The sequence below is a fragment of the Paraburkholderia sabiae genome (genome assembly GCF_030412785.1).
Lineage (GTDB): Bacteria > Pseudomonadota > Gammaproteobacteria > Burkholderiales > Burkholderiaceae > Paraburkholderia > Paraburkholderia sabiae.
The window spans coordinates 2,735,728-2,751,957 of the sequence record NZ_CP125295.1 but is presented as its reverse complement, the minus strand read 5'-3'; the positions used below and the strand labels follow the sequence as shown (position 1 = coordinate 2,751,957).

Below are 16,230 nucleotides of genomic sequence, written 5' to 3'. Positions count from 1 at the left end.
AGCATTGCGCAACTAACTGTCCCGTGCGCCAAGATACCACCCAACTTGGCCCACAAACGTATCGACAAGAAAAATGACATCCAAACAAGTCGGCGCGCTCTTTGGGTAGCTCTCGGGTTGCTAGACCGATGCACGTGGTTGCGAGACGTACTTATGTGCGCTGCGGTTTCACAACATATTGATCGTGGATTTTGCCGACGAGCGGGACGCGATGATCGAGGCGTCCGCCATCCGTAAAGCGTTCTACGCGTTGGCCACATTTCGAACGGCGAATGGAACGCTTCTATAGAAAACAGCGACGAACTGCCTCCGTGGTGTTGACATGATTCAGCGAACATAAAAGACCTGACCATACATGTATCAAAATGCGTCCGGATAAGACTAAGGCGCCTTACATTCGGTGTGAAGACCTTGGCTTTCCTTTCCCTCTTAACGCGGTCAAGGCGGCTGGGTTCTACTCTGACAGAGTAGAACGATGGTACGCCACGGATTGAAGAGCACCTTCGTGGCCGCGGTCCACGACGCTGACCCATCTTCGATCCTTGGATTCCTCGAAAGAATGGCTATAGTGTCCCTCGACACCAACGAAACAGAGGTGCACACAATGCAGAATAATGTGGTGCCGGGTTCACCGACTAACCCCGAGCGTGTGTTTGAAATCGACTCGACCGTGCCGAACACTGCGTTGTCCGGCCAAACGCGCCCTCCAGCTGTGCTAACGACGGTCGACGCTCTTTTCAGGGCGTTAGTTGATTTCAAAGTGATGATCAGCGATCGACAAGACTCGCAAGGCGATATGTCAAGCCGGCGGTGGAGGCCTGCTCTCAAGATGGATGAACTAGCGGCCGCACATTATCCTACCGCTCGTCCCACATTCGTCCGCGGAAAGTGTCTAAGACCTTATGCGGAATGGGAGGACGACTGGGAATTATTGCAGAAAGGGCTGTGGACACCTTGTTCGAACTGGCAGCGTGCTTCTGATGACCTATTTCGCTTGTCGGAAGGTGTCGTTTCGGTGACCACGGATGTTATCGCGCGGAGCTTTTCTGCGTACCGCCGACGTAGTACGACACGGGACGACAGAGGGAAGTTCGCGCCTGCATTGTGTCGCCAGTGGGCTGACCTCGATCAATATAGTGCGCTCCAAGTGCATCTTGACGCGTGCGACGAGCAGTTGAAGTAGGCGATGGCTCGAGCACAATTTCGCTAGTCGGACGAGGATTTCGCCTTTGTAATAGGCATCAGTTCTCCCTGATTTTCGGAAAACTTCCCTCCACAAAGTCCCGCAGCTGCGTGAGATCGGTGCGCGCGTACGCGGCCGTCGTCTGCACCGACGCGTGCCCCAGTAACGTCTGCGCGACCGGGAGCGGCACCGCGTAATCGACGACCAGCGTGCGTGCATAGCCGTGCCGCAACCAGTGCGTGGATGCCGCGTGAATCAGCGCGCGGGTCGCCGCGTCACCGGGCGGAACCTGCTGCTCGGCTGCGTGCAGCACGGCCTTCACTTCATCGTAGAGGCCACTGTGGCCGAGGGCATCGCGCTTCTCGCTGTGGATCAGCGGTATCGACTCGAACGGCGCCGGTTCGGCCGGCAGCCCGCGCAGCACGCGATAGTCACGGAGCACCGGTACACAGCGCGACGGCAGCGGGATCGCCCGCACCTTGCCGCCCTTGCCGTGCACGTGCAGCGTCCAGGCGAGTCCGACAGGATCCGGCAAAACGCTTGCAACGGCGGCCGTAGTATCGACCTCTTTCCTGGCGGCTTCGTCGACGCTCAGGCGCGGCAGCCCCTGTTCGGCAGACCATTCGAGTTCGGCCAGGCGCACGCCGGCGAAGCGGTACAGCGACCAGATCGCGCAGCGTCGTGCCCAGACGAGCGGTGACACCCCGGGTGGCCGTACGCCGGCCGTCACCGCATCACACAGCATCAGCAGCTTGGCCGGCAGGATCCGCGCCGGCGTCCACGTCATGCGCGCGGCACCGTCGCCCGACAGTTCCACGGCGGGGTTGACCACCAGGTAGCCGGTCTTCTGCCAGTAGCGGAACAGGCTCGAGATGACCGCGAGCGCGCGCCGGCGGCCCGCGTCGCTGCGCGGCGCGTGAACGGCGGGTGCGTTGCCGGATGTGACCGCGCGTGCGGCGCCGGCGATGTTCCCGGAATGGCCCGGTTGATCCAGTGCGCGCCGGAACGCCAGCAGGTCCTCACGCGTCAGGTCGGATAGAGGGCCACGCCGGTGCGCCTCGCACCAGCCGATCAGACGCCGAAGTTCGGTCCGGTATCCACGCAGCGTGTGCGGCGAGCGCTGGGCGCGGTCGCGCAGAAACAGCGCGAGTGCCTGCGCGTCGTCGGCGACGCCCAGCGAGTTGGTGGTCGACGCATTCATGAAGCGGCCGGCGCGGGTGAGCCACGCGCCCAGCGCCGCGGGATCCTGATTGCGAGACGCGACCAGAGCGAGCGTGTCGGCGGTTCCCATGATCACCGGACCGCCGGCTGCGTCGCCGGGCGGGTGGTTCGTGCCGGGATGGATCGCGGTCGAACCGTGCGCCGCGGCCCCGGTTCCTTCGGGCAGGTAGCGGAAGCGGCGCCGGTGCGCGCGCAGGACCCCCGCGAGCACCCCTTCGGCGGCGGGCGCCCCGCCGTCGGGGGCGAGGTGCAGGCGTCCGTGGGCCCAGTACTCGATCGCTGCGTCGTGCTCGAGCAGCAGTGCGAAGACGGCGGGGTGCACGCGTTTCGCGTCGGCGAGCGACGGTGAGACGCGTTTCAGGTCGGCGAGGGTCCAGCACCGGTAAACCGGGTGACCGAGCACCTCGCTGACGTAGGCGAGCGCGGCGTCAATGGCGGGTGGAAGACGCCGGGCAGGCAGCACGCCCGCGTCGACCCAGTCGGCGGGCGTCATGATGACGGGCCTTTATGCGCACGGGCCCTTGGACGCGGCGCGGCGGTACTTGCGGACCGTGCGGCCCCGTGGCCGGGACTTACGGGCCGCGCCGGCTGGCGCCGGGTAGACCGTTGCTGCACGACGGACGGCGTGACCTCCGTGGTATGGACGGCCTGCAGCGCCTGGAGCGCATGCCGCTGCTCCGCGACGACGGTCGCGAGCGCTGCCGCTTCGGCCGCCGCCTGCCGGTGTGCGTCGCGTCCCGTGGCGAGTTCTTCCAGCAGGCGTTCGCGCAGCCCCTCGAGCGCACTGATCCGTGTCTGCGCATCGGCCAACTGGGTGATGAGCCGTTCGCGCTCGGCGGCGAGCGCGTGCCGCTGGTGTTCGGTCTCCTGCAGCAGCCGTTTCGACAGGCCGTCATAGCGGGCGCGCACGTCGGTGAGCTCCGCTGCATGCGCGTGCCGTGCTCCCTCCAGCGCGGTGCGGGCTGCATTGAGCTGGGCCTGGAGCGCCGCGGAGGCAGCTGTCAGGCTCTCAGCGCGCTCCGCCGCGCTGCGGCAGCCGGCGCGTAACGCCGTCAGTTCGGCGTCGCGCACCGTGAGCCGCTCGCGCAGTTCACCCAGTTCGACGCGCAGCATCTCGCAGCGCACGTCGGCGTCGTGTCGGGCGGTGTCCGCGTCGGCGGCCACCTGCTGGGCGTCCTGCCGCAGCCGTATCACGTCGTCGAGCTGCACGCTGACGGCCGCCGCCCACAGCGCGCGCATCTGCTCGGCAATGGTATCCGGCAGGCCGGGCAGCGCAACCTGCGTGAGCCCCGCCTGCACCAGTTCGGCCTCGATCGTGTTCAGCGCCCGCGACAGCACCGCGGGGTCGCCGGCACCCAGCCGCGCGCGCAGGCGCCGCACCGACACGGCGCGACGGAAGCGGTCATGCGTCACCGCTGGGGCGCATGAGGTTTCGGGGGCAGAGCCAGTCTCGCCGGCTTCGGCGAGCATCGCGAGCACGGTGGTGCGGATCTGGTCGGGGGTGACGGCGGCGGGGCGGGCCATGGCGGGACTCCGGCGCCCAGGGGAAAGAGGCGGGGCGCTGTCTTCAGTCTAGGTCACAGTCTGGTTCACGCACGGCTCGAACGTTAGACAAGCCTTTTCCGGGCGAAAACGAAGCGCGTTCCGGTGATAAACGCCCTTATCACCGGAAAACTATGGCCGCACCAGCAGTGGGCCTGGTGGCCCTGACCGGGTCGTCAAACGAGGTGGGATGAAGGAGAATCGGAGAACGGCTCAGCGCAGATAACGACGGCCCAACGCCGATCCACCGCAGTGTGCCTCACCGGCGGGGTTTGCTGCGGCGAACTGCACCTGTCGGTGTCAGGGCCAGGCGTCCACAGAGCTGCTTGAGCCAGCGTCGGACCCACACGCGATCGTCGGCACTGAGCTTTTCCAGCATCTCTACGATGTCGCCGGCGACTTGCCTGGACTCACTTGAGGGGGGAGCGAAGAGGCTGCTCACTTCGATCCCGTAAAGGGATGACAGCGCAACGAGTCGCGCTGGCGATGGCCAGGACTTGCCGGTTTCAATCCGGCTGATCGTCTGTTTGTCGAGATCAAGAATTTCCGCGACTTCTTCCTGTGTCCTGCCAGCTTCAAGACGCGCATTGGCCAGCGCCTGCCCTACCTGAACTGCAAATTCTTCTTCCGCGCGCGAAGCCACCGGGTGAACACCTTTGGTTGTTGATCGACGTGGAATCGTCGCTGCGTTCGCTTATTCTGGTAACATCACAAAATGCCTATGACATAGGCGAAATATGCCTATATGAAAACTGCGTTACGAATAATGGCCTGTACCCGCGGTGTGTGTCGGGGACCTGGTCGGCCCAAGGCTCATCAGCCAGGGCCTGCGCAAGCACGGACTACGCATCAAGGCGGGACGTGGCGCCATTTCACACGGCATTGAGTCGGGATGTTTGTCGTTTAAAGAGTGATCGTATGTTTTTGACTTCTGACCAGAACCGTCTGCCCATGGGACCCTCGCTGGGCGGGCCCGGTGCAGCGTTATGGGGCATCGTCGAGATGTGGAGCGGTGCGGATGTCCTCATCGTGCAGTTTGCGGCCACGAAGCGGGCCCTGACGCGGGTCGCCATGGTGGATCTGTCTTCGGGCGCAGTGACTCTTGAAAAGCTTACGTCGGACGGGCACGTGGTTCGCGGCGCGGCCGTGCTGAGCGCCAGGCCTCAACATGAGTGCGGGCAGTGGGTGCTGGAGCCGCTCAGCGAGATACACCTCGGGGCGACAAGAGCGTACGACGACAAGCATCCACTCGTCTCGTTCGTCCGTTACACGACCATCGAGGGCCGCGAGTTTTCGATGCCCATCGCGATCGCCGACAAGCATTCGCGCGGCAAGCTCATTTACGGAATCAAACCCGGGCGTTCCGCGAAAACCGCCCGTCCGCTCGCGACCGGAAACGTTGCAGGTTCGACCTGACATATGGGCATCCGGATTGCCTCGCGCTTGCGCCTTCCAATGCAGGGGCAGAGCTTTGCAGGCGGGAGGCCAATCGCACGATCCGACACGCGTCTGGTGGCATCAAGATCTTGATTGATGAAAGCGATTGGGGGACCGAACGGAGTCGGAATGAGCAAGACGAAGCGAAAGAGGGCAAAAGAGGCCAATCTCCCACCGTCTGAAACGACGGAAGAGCTGGTGGCAAGGTTGCGCGCTTACGCTGAGCGTACTCGCGAACAGGCGATGCGCCGATTGACGGTCCCTTTCCCTGAACATGTGACAGTGCTGGCTGGTCCCTTGCGGAAAATACGGAGACGCGGATGACCCGGAAGGCTGGAAAGCGAAAGAAGTCGGGTTCACGGGCTCGTCGCGTTGTCGACGATTCGCCGAAGGCACTTCAGGCGCGTCTTGACACGTTCCTCGAGCGGACGCGCGGATGGGGGCAACGGGCCATACACACGCCGCTGCCTGAAGACCTTGTTGTACTTGTCGGGCCTACGGTGAAAACACGGAATCGATGAAGGTCCGATACCACATCTTCTTTCCCGCTCTGGCGGCCACCATACCGGGGCTCATCGTGTTGAGGGAGACAGGACATGAACTCATCGAAGTACTACAAAGACAACGGATGTAGAGCATCTCAAAGCGACGGAGTCGACCTGGCCGGAGATACGCGTTCCAGTAAAGGATTCCCGATTCGAAATGTGGACGATGAACGGGTGGCCTCGTGACGGCGATCCAGGACGAGAGCGATCGAGTGATGGAAGCTGCACGTGAGTGCTCCGCTCAACGTAGTGGGGCGAGTGCGATCGAGGCATCATTTGCCTTCCGAAAAAGGCTGCTCGCGAATAGCTGGAAGGACGAATCACAACTGCTTGAACTGTTGAAAGGACCTGATGGCGCCGACGCACAATGTCCTTTTGCCTTGATGCGTAGTGACGGTGTGTTGTTCGGTGTGTGGTCGGCACCGCGCGGGCGCTTTCTCTACCCGGACTTCCAGTTTGACGGGAACGGACGTCTCATTCCTGAAGTGTCTCTGCTTCTGCGGATACTGCCCGCTGAGGGCGACGATGGAGGATGGAGGCGAGCGTTCTGGCTGTATTCGCCGCACGCGCTGCTTGACGGGCGTGCACCGTCATCGATCTTCGCCCGCGATCCGCAGAAGATACTGGAGGTGGCAAAGGCAGAGTTTTGTGTGCCGCCAGACGCGGGATGGTGACATCGGCGCGCGCGGCCCGGAACTGCGTGGCATGGATAGACATAGTCATGTGAGTGATGAATGCACACTCAACCCAGCGTCTGTCGCGTCCTGCCGTTGATCCGATGCGAGTATGAATCGTGAGCGATTTCAGGAACATCGTACGAGCTCACATACGCACGGAAAACCACAGTGACGTGTTTGATGAGAAGGTAGAAACGACCATGCATCCCATTGACAGAGCGGTCGTCTTTCTCGATTTTGATGGTGTGCTGCATGCCGTTGGTGTCCCTGCAATAGATGAGAACTTCCGCCTGACCGGAAATCCGGACCTGTTTGTGTGGCGCCCAATTCAAGGACGTTTGCTTGCACCTTATCCAATGATCGGGATTATCGTCAGCTCGGACTGGCGTCGGCTCTTTGATGATGCGGCGCTTGTCCGGTTACTGGGCCCGCTGGCTTTGCGGTTTGCCGGCATGGTTGAATGCTGCGGATCGTCCCGATCTGAGCAGATACTCGCGGAAGTGAGGCGAAGGGGACTAAAGGAATGGGTGGCGCTGGACGATCACCCGAGTGTTGTCGCCGCTCAGGCGACGGACCCACGTTTCATCGCATGTGAGTCCGCCACGGGAGTAAGCTCGGTTGACGTACAGCGAACTCTCAGCGCAAGGCTCGCCGGCCTGTCGCTCGACGAGGTTTGATTTTTTTGCCCATTCACACCTGGTTGCACAAGCCAGTGGCGTCGCATCGGGCTCACTCGAGATCCGGTCGAGTGCCAACGCCTTGCTGGAGAGCTGTTGTTAAAGAGATCAATCTCCTGGGAAGAGCGCGGGGATCCAATTGATGCTGTCCGGAAACATGATCTTGAGATGTATATCTAGTAGGCGACGCACACGATGCTGACAGGACTGCCGGGCCCCGCCTATGCCGTTCCGCCGCCGCGACGGATGGGCGGTCGTGTTGTTTATCTGGATCTGGATGGTTGCCTGCATCCCGACGCCGTATACGAGAAACCTGGCTCCGGAGGAGGACCGTTTATCTTTGGCTATCCGGATCACAGGCTTTTCGAACATGCACGGCTGCTTGAGGATGTGCTGGCGCCGTACCCGCGTGTACGCATCGTGCTCAGCACGTCATGGGTTCGGCGTTACCGTGGAAGCATCCGTCGCGTGTCGCGTGGACTGACTCCGGCGTTGCGGGAGCGAGTCGTTGGCGCCACCTTCCATAGTCGCATGGACCTGAGCGTATTCGATGACGCGCCGCGGGGTTTTCAGGTCTGGTCCGATGTGCTTCGCCGCAAGCCGGAGGCATGGCTCGCGCTCGACGATGATTTTGAGAACTGGCCGAGTTGGTGTGAAGACCGTCTGGTATGCACAGACCCGATCTTCGGGATCAGTGCGCCGGAGGCGCTGGCCCAGTTGAAAGAGAAACTTTATGAAATGGACGTATGCGAGTGATTGGGTGGGTCCTCTCGCAAGTATACGAACCTGATTGCCCTATCAAACGCGCTATCGCCGATCCCAGATGACTAAACATGTACCTGAAGATTTTCCTCGAGACGTCACACCAGCGTCGCTGGCGGGCGCTCATCCGAAGCTCGCTGGGCGACTTATCGACGGCAAGTTCGTCGTCGGTCTGACCGAAGAAGAACGGTTCAAGCGGTGGGACATATGTGAGGATCTCGCTCAGCAACTGGTTGGAGTCGTGCACAGAGAAGCATCGAAATTTCCAGAGAATTCTCGCGTGGAGACGCTGGATCGTGTCCGGCGTGGAATTGAGGGGAAGCAGTGGACATACGCAGCGGAGACGAACTGGCTAATGGCGCGTCTCAGGTCGTTGCTCGAATGGTAACGGGCAACTGCAAGGGTTACCAATACAGCACGGCACGTGAGCGAAACGCGGGGCAGGGGTCGATGCCCCCGAAGACGTAGATCTGCAATGGTGCTCGTAAGGAAATACAGACCTGGGGCGCAGGGATCGGCACTGCCCACGTTCTCGGCGCGGCAATCCATGAGGTGCGTCGAATTTCCGATTTCGGCCATGATCGGCCGGTCGAGGTCGTCGTCCAGTTTGGCTGACCGAGGCCTCGTCCGCCCTCGCTCAATGGCCGGTCTTCGGTTAGCAGATCGCAGGTGGCATTGCCTCCACGCGGCCACAAGCGGTCCGTCGAAGCTTAGTCCGAAATTGTTGACGATCACTGCGCTGAGAACTCTTTCAGCCAAACGATTCCCGCGCGTTGCCAAGCCTGACCGATTGGCACGGCGTGTCACAATTGCGCCACCTCCAATCCCGACCACACTCCATGTTCCGTCCCGCCCTGCAATTCGCCGCGCTGCTTCTGTTTTGGATGACCGCCAACACGGCGCTAGCCGACTCTCAGTACTTCCACAAGACCTTTGCGGGTCGCATCGGCGATCGCTATGCGTTCACGATGGATCTTAAGAATGTCGACGGCAGGCTGTCAGGAAGCTATCGCTACGACGGCAAGCGCAATGATATCTCTCTGAGCGGCAAGATCGACCCGTCAGGTACCTTTACGATGGACGAGATCGGCAGCGCCGGCCAACGCACCGGCACCTTCACCGGCAAGGTGGCCAGCGACACCCTCGGTGGCAGTTGGGTTTCCGCCCGTGGCGACCGGCATTTGCCCGTTGACGCGCATCAGACCTCGGAAATTGTCATCGGTTCGAAGCGCGAGATTCTCACGCAGGCGATCGGCACTTATACGCTCGATGGCATCAGCGGCTCGGGCGGCGCCAACGGCATGTGGGAGTCATGGAGGGACAAAGGCCGATGGCAATCGAACGTATCGTCCATCGAGATGGCGCGCCGCGAGTTCTCGGACGTGAGCCTGACGCACGAAGACCTGCACCGTCTCAACAGCATGACGGTCACAGTAGACACCTCGCTCGCCATGCGCCTGAGCGTCGATGGCAAGGTGGTGCTGTCGATCCCTTACCGCGACGCCGGCATGCAGTACGAGATCAGCCAGCCCCACGACAGCGTCGTGGAGGAAGACCTGAAGACGCTGTCGCCCGCCAGCACCGTCCATGATGAGCATCTCTACCTGCTCGCCCGCGACACGATTGATTTCGTGCCGGCGATGTCGGGCACCTATCTGCCCGACGACGCCGTGGACGTCGTGACGGTCAGCTACGCCGTCGTCGGCAAGACCTTCGACGTCTACCTGCGGGACGGCAGCTGCTGCGGCGGTACCGTGTTCACCTTCCGGCGCAAGGGCCGATGACGGCGCCACATCATGCGCCTCCAGGTAAGACCCCAAGTGCAGCGTCGGCGTCTGTGCTCGCCTGAATGGCCGTTGACGAGAAATGTGTACGACCGTAAAGGGTCGGCTTCAGAAATTTGTCACCGCAACCGGGAGAGCGAATCGCGGGTAGGCGACGATCTTCCGGGTTCCGGCCACTAACAGTCGTTCGACACTGGCGCGAGAATCGTCAACAATGCAGCCAGGAGGGACGGCCCGATTTTGGGGCTGCATGATTCTCTACATCGGCTTTTCGATAGGCGGGCTCAACCCATGATTCCTGTTATGAACGATACAAAATGGTCCGAATTACGGATGGGTATGCATGGGCTCGGGGAATTGTCGCCTCGATTCCGCGTTCGCAGCCTTCGTAGCGGTGGAATCAGCGCGTGGGATCGGGAATGGTTCTATCACTTCTTCGGTCGTCATGAAGAGGATGAATGGGTCGAGGTTGAGGTGACGTCAACTGCACAGCACGACGCTGTACTGCGTCTACTCCAGTCGGTGCATGTCCCTGGTGTAACGACAGAGAACGGCTTCAAAATTTTCGGCTACGTTGCTAGAGGAGCACAGGTTGACTACCTTTAGCTGGAGCAGCCCGAGGACGAATTGCGGCCAGAACGAGACATTCGTCCTTGTGACGAGAATCGTTGACGATCAGTAGTGGAGGATCGGCTTACTCTGCAGCACTCCATTCGCGGAATCGATCGAATAATCGGAACCCAACATAGTCGGCTTTTCGCTTGTATAGCCAACGGTAGTAGCAATCCCAGTAACTAATCATTCGATCGCGCGTCCTTTGGAAAAATAGAGAATTCTCTCGGAAGAACGCTCCGTAGGTGTGTTGATCCATGGACGACAGCCGCGCTTCGATATGATCGAGAATCTCAATGACATACTCGCCGCAGAGTTGCATAACGAATGGTGCAACCCAAGGTTCAGATGATGCTACCAGCCGTTCGATCTGGCGCTGACGTACATGCCCATCATGGTGCCTCGTTAACAAGCACGCATATAAGATGGCTTGAGTTTCATTCAGACATGCCAACAGGGTTTCGTCGGGATCGTCGTAAATCCGATATGGGATATTTAGCGATTCGCCTCGAACAACGACCGGCAATCCACGACCGGTCGCATTGCTACTTCCGATCAGATCCGCGACGACACTCACATCGGAGCGCAGCGCCTCTGGAAAAGCCGCTATCAATGGGCTGTGTAGGGCCGCGTTCGCGGCTGGTTGAGTGAGAGTCATACGTCGTCGCGGGCAGTACGAGATGTTGCCATTGTGGCATAGGAGCATCATGCGCCTTCAGCGCTCCTCCCGAATGTCCGCTTCTGCTAACTGCGATCGTCCCTTCAGGGTCGATGGATGCCTTTTACATCGAGTGGCACGTCCCAGACGATCGATCCTCGGCGTTGAGTTCTGTGCGGCCAGGCTGGCGTCGGTTCGCATCGCCGTTGGACTCTCATCCGTAGGATCTGCCGGTAACGCCGACATACAATAATTTGCTTTGATCACATTTCAGCAAGAGCGACCTGCTTGCTACAGTATTGCCGACAATACGACAGGAGCCGAGATGGCGATTAGCAAATACGTAGAGATTTTGGACCCTTATGACTGGATGCCAAGTTACGGTGAGAATGCGATTGCCATCCGGACCGAAGGGACTGACTTGTTGGTTGCCATATCGTACGATGGAGAAAATGGACCATCTGAGCGGCAGTTACTGTTCCAAAGCGTCTGCGCATTTTACGTGCAGACGTTTCCCGGTCCGTCAATGCTGAGAGATCAGCCTGACGATGCGGCTCCGCTTCTTCGTGGGTTGTTAGTGGAATATCCGGGTTCTGAAATAGCGTTGAAATGGAGAAGTCACTTTGGACCAACCCGGGAGCCTCGTCATTTCGCGATTGCTTTTTCAGCGGAAAACAGATTGCTTGTTGTCGTTGCCGATGGCGTTCTCCTAAAGGAATAAGGCCTTTGGCTAGTGAGAGGGAACTGCTGGAAGCCCGCCTGGTAAGCCAGGCATTGTTCTCCGTGAGGTAATGGTCCGAATGCCAGCCAGTGGTTGCCGAGTGGCCGTTATTGAGGGAACTGAAGGTCCCCTTCGGGTCGGTTTGTTGCCTTCGCCGTCGGCCCGGATTCGAAAGGCGATGAATGGGTAGAGTCGGCCAAGAACGGCCACTCGACGGCTCGCGTGAAATCGTCAACAATTCGTGTAACGAAAGAAATGGCCGGAAGGACGGAATTGGATGACGAGGGAGTTAGGCTACCTTCATGAGGTTTGGTATTGCCCGGACGGGCGTGGCAACTATCTTCCTGCATGCATCCCGCATGGGCCGGACGGAGACGCCGCTCGGAGCCTCAACGAGCCAGGCAGTGAATGGGTATGGACGTTCTGGGCATCGTCACATATTGAGGCGATGAACATTTACTACGAGTTCGTCGGCTACGGAAAATACAGCGCCGGTTACGACGACGATCTGCTTCCCTATTCGCAAGCTATGTATGAACGCCAAGCCACGTGCGGAAAGCACGAGTGACCATTGTCCTCGGTCGTGCGCCGCAGTGCGGCCAATAGGAGCCATTCGACGCGATGACATGAATCGCTGGCAATACCTCCATTCGTCTTTACCGAAGGAAGTCTCGTGATGTTCGACGAAGCGGTTCTGTCAGCGTCGCGCCGAGCTACCGGTTGTATCCCATCACGACCGAGTCGCAGCAGATCGATTCGGCTATGAGCGCTTACGGTGTGCGGGCGGCTTGATTCGCCGCGATGCATCCGTTAGCCGCTGACCCTACGCGAAAGCACCCGGTATGCATTACCGGATATACGGAATCATACGTAGAATTTTCGCGCCATTTAAAATGCCCGGCGCATATTTAACCTTTCTCGATTCCCATTTAAAGATTTTTTAAAATCTGGCCAATGGTTTATTCGTCTTATTCTTGTAGAATCGCGCGGGTTAAGTAGTAACGGACAAAAAGAGGCGTTATGGGGGCGCAGGACGTTATCGCGGCCATTACTGGTCGTCTTGCACAGGGCGACCGGCTGTTGAAACTGGATACGCCGCTCGGCAGCGATGTACTTGTACCGCAACGAGTGGTCGGCAAATCGCCCATCGGGCGGCACTTCGAGTTCACGCTGGACGTCGTTTCGACGTCGTCGAACATCGAACTCAAGAAACTGATCGCGCAGCCCGTTACGCTCTGGATCCAGCAGTCCGATAAGTCCTATTTGCCGCATAACGGCTTTGTCCATACCGCACGCCGGCTCGGTTCGGATAGCACGCTAACGAGCTATCAGATCGGCTTCGCGTCGTGGATGCACTTCCTCAAGTTCAGGCGCGATCAGCGTATCTGGCAGGACGTGAGCGTCGAAGAAATCGTCAGTGATGTTTTCAATGCTCATCCCCAGGCGCAAGGACGATTCCGGTTTGCACTCTCCCGGCAGTTGCCTACGCGTTCGTATTGCCGGCAGGACGAATACGACTGGAACTTCGTGCATCGATTGCTGGAATCGGAAGGTCTTTATGGTTTCTGGCAGCAGGCAGAGGACGGCAAGTCACATATGCTGCTGATCACAGACAATCTGTCGTCATTCAAGCCCACGTCGCCGAAAACGGTGAGCTTCTACCGTGCTGGAACGAACAGCGAAACGGATGCGCTCACACAATGGTCGGGTACGCGCACGTTGCAAAGCGCGCTGTTGACGACGCGTACGTTCGACTATAAAAGCCCCGCCGGTGTTTATAACCCCAAGGGTACCAGCACGCCGACGATGCCATCACAGGGCGCATTGCCGGCGCAGGCAGAGGTGTACGAATATACCGGTGCTTATACCTACGGCGAGCAGGATCGCGGCGATCAGCTGTCGCGCATCCGTATGGAAGAGTGGGAGTCGCGAGCGAAGCGCTTTCATGGTGTCGGCGGTATGCGCGGTATCGATGCCGGACAGCGCTTCACATTGAGCGGCCATCCCGATCACGATCGCGATGCGGCCGATCAGCGGGAATTCGCCGTGATCGAAACCGTCTGGACAATCGAGAACAACCTGCCTGTCAGCAGCGATGCGCCCGTCTTTCCGCATAGCATTCAGGCAACGGTGGCGGCAGTGCGTGCACGACATGAGGGTGCATCTGCGCCGAGCACGCTGATCAGCGATGGATCGGAAGGCTTCTATCGCGTCGATATCGAGGCGCAGCGGACAACTGTGCCTTATCGGAGTCCATTCGAGCACGCGAAGCCGGATGTGCAGCTTGAATCGGCGATAGTCGTCGGCCCGCAGAACGAAGCGGTCTATACCGACGAACTGAATCGCATCAAGGTACGTTTCGTTTGGGACCGGCTCAATAGCGGCGACGAGCGGGCGTCCTGCTGGCTGCGCGTCGTGCAGTCGGATGCGGGCGGTGCTTATGGTGGCGTGCATCTGCCGCGTGTTGGCGAGGAAGTCCTGGTCGATTACGTCGATGGCGATTGTGACCGTCCGATTGTGGTGGCAAGGGTCTACAACGGCGCGGCGAAACCGCAGTGGCATTCGAATGGTTTGCTGTCTGGCTATCGTTCGAAGGAATTCGGAGGTAGTGGATACAACCAGATGGTGATGGACGACGCGACGGGCCAAAACCGCTTGCACCTCTACAGTACGACGGCAAATTCTGGTCTGCACCTGGGCTATCTGGTCGCGCAGAATGGCAACACGCGCGGTGCGTATCTCGGCAGCGGGTTCGATCTCGCCACAGACAACTACGGCGCGGTACGGGCTGCCGAAGGTCTCCTCATGACGACGTACGCGAAGAGCGTGGGCAGCCAGCAACTGGATGTGAGCGAGACGCGGCAGCAAATCACGAATTCACAGGGTGTGATCGATGCGATGTCCGCGGCTGGCGAGATGCATCAAGCGGAGAACCTCAAAGGCGGTTCCGACGCGTTGAAGTCGTTTGCCGATGCGATGCAAGACAGCGTCGAGGGTTCAGCCTCGGGTGGTCGAACAGCGGGCGGCGGCACGGGCAGTGCGAATGCGTTCGCGCAACCCGTAATCGCGCTCGCGAGTCCGGCGGGTATCGGCATGTCGACGCACGATTCGACGCATGTGTCGGCGGCACAGCAGATCAATCTGGTCAGTGGGCAAAGCACGCATATCGCAGCGGGTAAGTCGCTGATCGCAAGCGTGGGGGAGAAGCTCAGCCTGTTTGTCCAGAGCGCAGGGATGAAACTCTTCGCGGCCAAGGGCAAACTCGAGATTCAGGCCCATGCCGATAACATCGAACTGACTGCGCAGAAGACCTTCAAGGTACTGTCCGCGACGGAAAACATCGAAGCGGCGGCGAAGCAGGAGATCCTGCTTACATCGGGGGGCGCGTACCTTCGGATCAAAGGCGGAAACATCGAGATTCACGCGCCAGGGAAGATTGACATCAAGGGAAGTCAACATTCGTTTGCGGGGCCGACGGGCGATGTGTATCCGCTGCCGTCGATGCCGAAATCCATCTGCATTCCTTGCCTGCTCGCTGAATACTCGCAGGGCGCGCTGCTGGGTACGAAATGAGTTCAAACGTGTCCGTCAACGAGTCTATGGCGCCCGGAGCGCTGGAGCAGGAAATCGCCGGATTCCATGCACACGCCGCTGGACGGGCGCTTTATGCCCTGGTATATGGCGTCGCCTATCCAACGCTTTTCTCTGTGTTATCGGGGAAAGCGCTCGATTTTCCGGCGACCCCTAACATCGAACTGGTGTTCGACGCGCCGGATGACATCGGCGCACGGCAATTCGGGCCATTCGTCATCGCAATCCACTCGCCGCAGTCCGATGTAGTGCGCCTGCTTTGCGAGAAATGTGTCGAGGATCCACGCGGGTTATCGTTCATCGTGTCACCGCTTTCGCTTCTACGCCTGACCGACGCGCTCCGGATTAGACTGGATGCCAGATGCGACGACGGAACGGAATGGCAGGTCAAACTGTTCGACACACGCGTGATTCCCGTATTGGTAAAAGCATTGACTGAATACCAATTGAAGTCGTATCTCGCGATGTTGGACGAATGGTGGTATCTGGATCGCAAGGGTTCGCTTCAGAAAGTGATCCACGAGTTTCAGGCCGATGCGCCATATCTCGCGCCACTGAAGTTGAACGATCGACAGGTAAGCGTCTTCACCGACGCGGGGGTCGTCGATTCAATCTTATACATGTTGGCGCAGACGGACGACGATTTGCTGGCAATGATCGATGAATCGATGCGCTACGACCTCGTAGCCGACGCGCTGAATGGGGCGAGCGACCAGGAAAGGAACAGTTCTTTGCTGCTCGCCGACCGTGCACGTCGCGCGCTGATCGCATTTTGTGAGGACAAACTCGAGTGATGCGTTTGAGAAATCTGCTCAAGGTC

The 16,230-nt window shown here is 59.6% G+C and carries 14 protein-coding genes; 10 read left to right on the top strand and 4 right to left on the bottom strand.

The annotated features are described in order from the left end of the window. Positions 1–1,241: 1,241 nt before the first annotated feature. The 3 genes from QEN71_RS12305 to QEN71_RS12295 all read right to left on the bottom strand — a co-directional run bounded on the left by QEN71_RS12305 (position 1,242) and on the right by QEN71_RS12295 (position 4,589). The gene (locus QEN71_RS12305; protein WP_201653429.1) at positions 1,242–2,897 is read right to left on the bottom strand and encodes a tyrosine-type recombinase/integrase; all 1,656 of its coding nucleotides are present in this window, start codon (positions 2,895–2,897) and stop codon (positions 1,242–1,244) included. Continuing rightward, positions 2,894–3,928, bottom strand: coding sequence for a DNA-binding protein (locus tag QEN71_RS12300; RefSeq protein ID WP_201653426.1), 1,035 nt, complete (start codon positions 3,926–3,928; stop codon positions 2,894–2,896). The genes QEN71_RS12305 and QEN71_RS12300 overlap by 4 nt, the downstream gene beginning before the upstream one ends. Positions 3,929–4,205: 277 nt before the next feature. Then, positions 4,206–4,589 (bottom strand): helix-turn-helix domain-containing protein, encoded by a 384-nt coding sequence (locus QEN71_RS12295; RefSeq protein WP_201653423.1) that lies wholly within the window; start codon positions 4,587–4,589, stop codon positions 4,206–4,208. 275 nt (positions 4,590–4,864) lie between these two features. Between QEN71_RS12295 and QEN71_RS12290 the strand changes: the two genes are divergently transcribed. From QEN71_RS12290 to QEN71_RS12265, 6 genes are all read left to right on the top strand, one after another. Then, on the top strand, positions 4,865–5,362 hold the full coding sequence (locus QEN71_RS12290) for a hypothetical protein (protein ID WP_201653420.1): 498 nt from the start codon (positions 4,865–4,867) through the stop codon (positions 5,360–5,362). A 748-nt stretch (positions 5,363–6,110) separates the two neighbouring features. Continuing rightward, positions 6,111–6,602 (top strand): hypothetical protein, encoded by a 492-nt coding sequence (locus tag QEN71_RS12285; protein WP_201653417.1) that lies wholly within the window; start codon positions 6,111–6,113, stop codon positions 6,600–6,602. Positions 6,603–6,721: 119 nt separating this feature from the next. Continuing rightward, entirely contained in the window at positions 6,722–7,282 is a 561-nt protein-coding gene (locus tag QEN71_RS12280) for an HAD domain-containing protein (RefSeq protein WP_233471971.1), read from the top strand. A gap of 195 nt (positions 7,283–7,477) precedes the next feature. After that, a complete protein-coding gene (locus QEN71_RS12275) occupies positions 7,478–8,038 on the top strand; it encodes an HAD domain-containing protein (RefSeq protein WP_201653414.1) in 561 nt (186 codons plus the stop codon). 845 nt (positions 8,039–8,883) lie between these two features. Further along, on the top strand, positions 8,884–9,828 hold the full coding sequence (locus tag QEN71_RS12270) for a hypothetical protein (RefSeq protein ID WP_290468251.1): 945 nt from the start codon (positions 8,884–8,886) through the stop codon (positions 9,826–9,828). A gap of 303 nt (positions 9,829–10,131) precedes the next feature. Next, a complete protein-coding gene (locus QEN71_RS12265) occupies positions 10,132–10,434 on the top strand; it encodes a DUF6678 family protein (RefSeq protein WP_233472246.1) in 303 nt (100 codons plus the stop codon). A gap of 88 nt (positions 10,435–10,522) precedes the next feature. On the opposite strand, the gene QEN71_RS12260 is transcribed toward QEN71_RS12265, so the two are convergent. Next, positions 10,523–11,098, bottom strand: coding sequence for a hypothetical protein (locus QEN71_RS12260; RefSeq protein ID WP_233472247.1), 576 nt, complete (start codon positions 11,096–11,098; stop codon positions 10,523–10,525). A gap of 325 nt (positions 11,099–11,423) precedes the next feature. Between QEN71_RS12260 and QEN71_RS12255 the strand changes: the two genes are divergently transcribed. From QEN71_RS12255 to QEN71_RS12240, 4 genes are all read left to right on the top strand, one after another. Further along, positions 11,424–11,819 (top strand): hypothetical protein, encoded by a 396-nt coding sequence (locus QEN71_RS12255; protein WP_201662928.1) that lies wholly within the window; start codon positions 11,424–11,426, stop codon positions 11,817–11,819. A gap of 277 nt (positions 11,820–12,096) precedes the next feature. Next, positions 12,097–12,387, top strand: coding sequence for a hypothetical protein (locus QEN71_RS12250; RefSeq protein ID WP_201662890.1), 291 nt, complete (start codon positions 12,097–12,099; stop codon positions 12,385–12,387). Between the two features lie 452 nt (positions 12,388–12,839). Further along, a complete protein-coding gene (locus QEN71_RS12245; RefSeq protein WP_201662887.1) occupies positions 12,840–15,392 on the top strand; it encodes a type VI secretion system Vgr family protein in 2,553 nt (850 codons plus the stop codon). An 8-nt stretch (positions 15,393–15,400) separates the two neighbouring features. After that, complete coding sequence (locus QEN71_RS12240) at positions 15,401–16,204, top strand: DUF4123 domain-containing protein (RefSeq protein ID WP_290468250.1); 804 nt, start codon at positions 15,401–15,403, stop codon at positions 16,202–16,204. Positions 16,205–16,230 lie beyond the last annotated feature (26 nt).

Excerpts from the sequence above, each read along its gene's own strand:
- QEN71_RS12305 (WP_201653429.1), bottom strand. The coding sequence starts at position 2,897 with ATGACGCCCGCCGACTGGGTCGACGCGGGCGTGCTGCCTGCCCGGCGT.
- QEN71_RS12300 (WP_201653426.1), bottom strand. The coding sequence starts at position 3,928 with ATGGCCCGCCCCGCCGCCGTCACCCCCGACCAGATCCGCACCACCGTG.
- QEN71_RS12265 (WP_233472246.1), top strand. The coding sequence starts at position 10,132 with ATGAACGATACAAAATGGTCCGAATTACGGATGGGTATGCATGGGCTC.
- QEN71_RS12260 (WP_233472247.1), bottom strand. The coding sequence starts at position 11,098 with ATGACTCTCACTCAACCAGCCGCGAACGCGGCCCTACACAGCCCATTG.
- QEN71_RS12250 (WP_201662890.1), top strand. The coding sequence starts at position 12,097 with ATGACGAGGGAGTTAGGCTACCTTCATGAGGTTTGGTATTGCCCGGAC.
- QEN71_RS12275 (WP_201653414.1), top strand. The coding sequence starts at position 7,478 with ATGCTGACAGGACTGCCGGGCCCCGCCTATGCCGTTCCGCCGCCGCGA.
- QEN71_RS12290 (WP_201653420.1), top strand. The coding sequence starts at position 4,865 with ATGTTTTTGACTTCTGACCAGAACCGTCTGCCCATGGGACCCTCGCTG.
- QEN71_RS12270 (WP_290468251.1), top strand. The coding sequence starts at position 8,884 with ATGTTCCGTCCCGCCCTGCAATTCGCCGCGCTGCTTCTGTTTTGGATG.
- QEN71_RS12255 (WP_201662928.1), top strand. The coding sequence starts at position 11,424 with ATGGCGATTAGCAAATACGTAGAGATTTTGGACCCTTATGACTGGATG.
- QEN71_RS12245 (WP_201662887.1), top strand. The coding sequence starts at position 12,840 with ATGGGGGCGCAGGACGTTATCGCGGCCATTACTGGTCGTCTTGCACAG.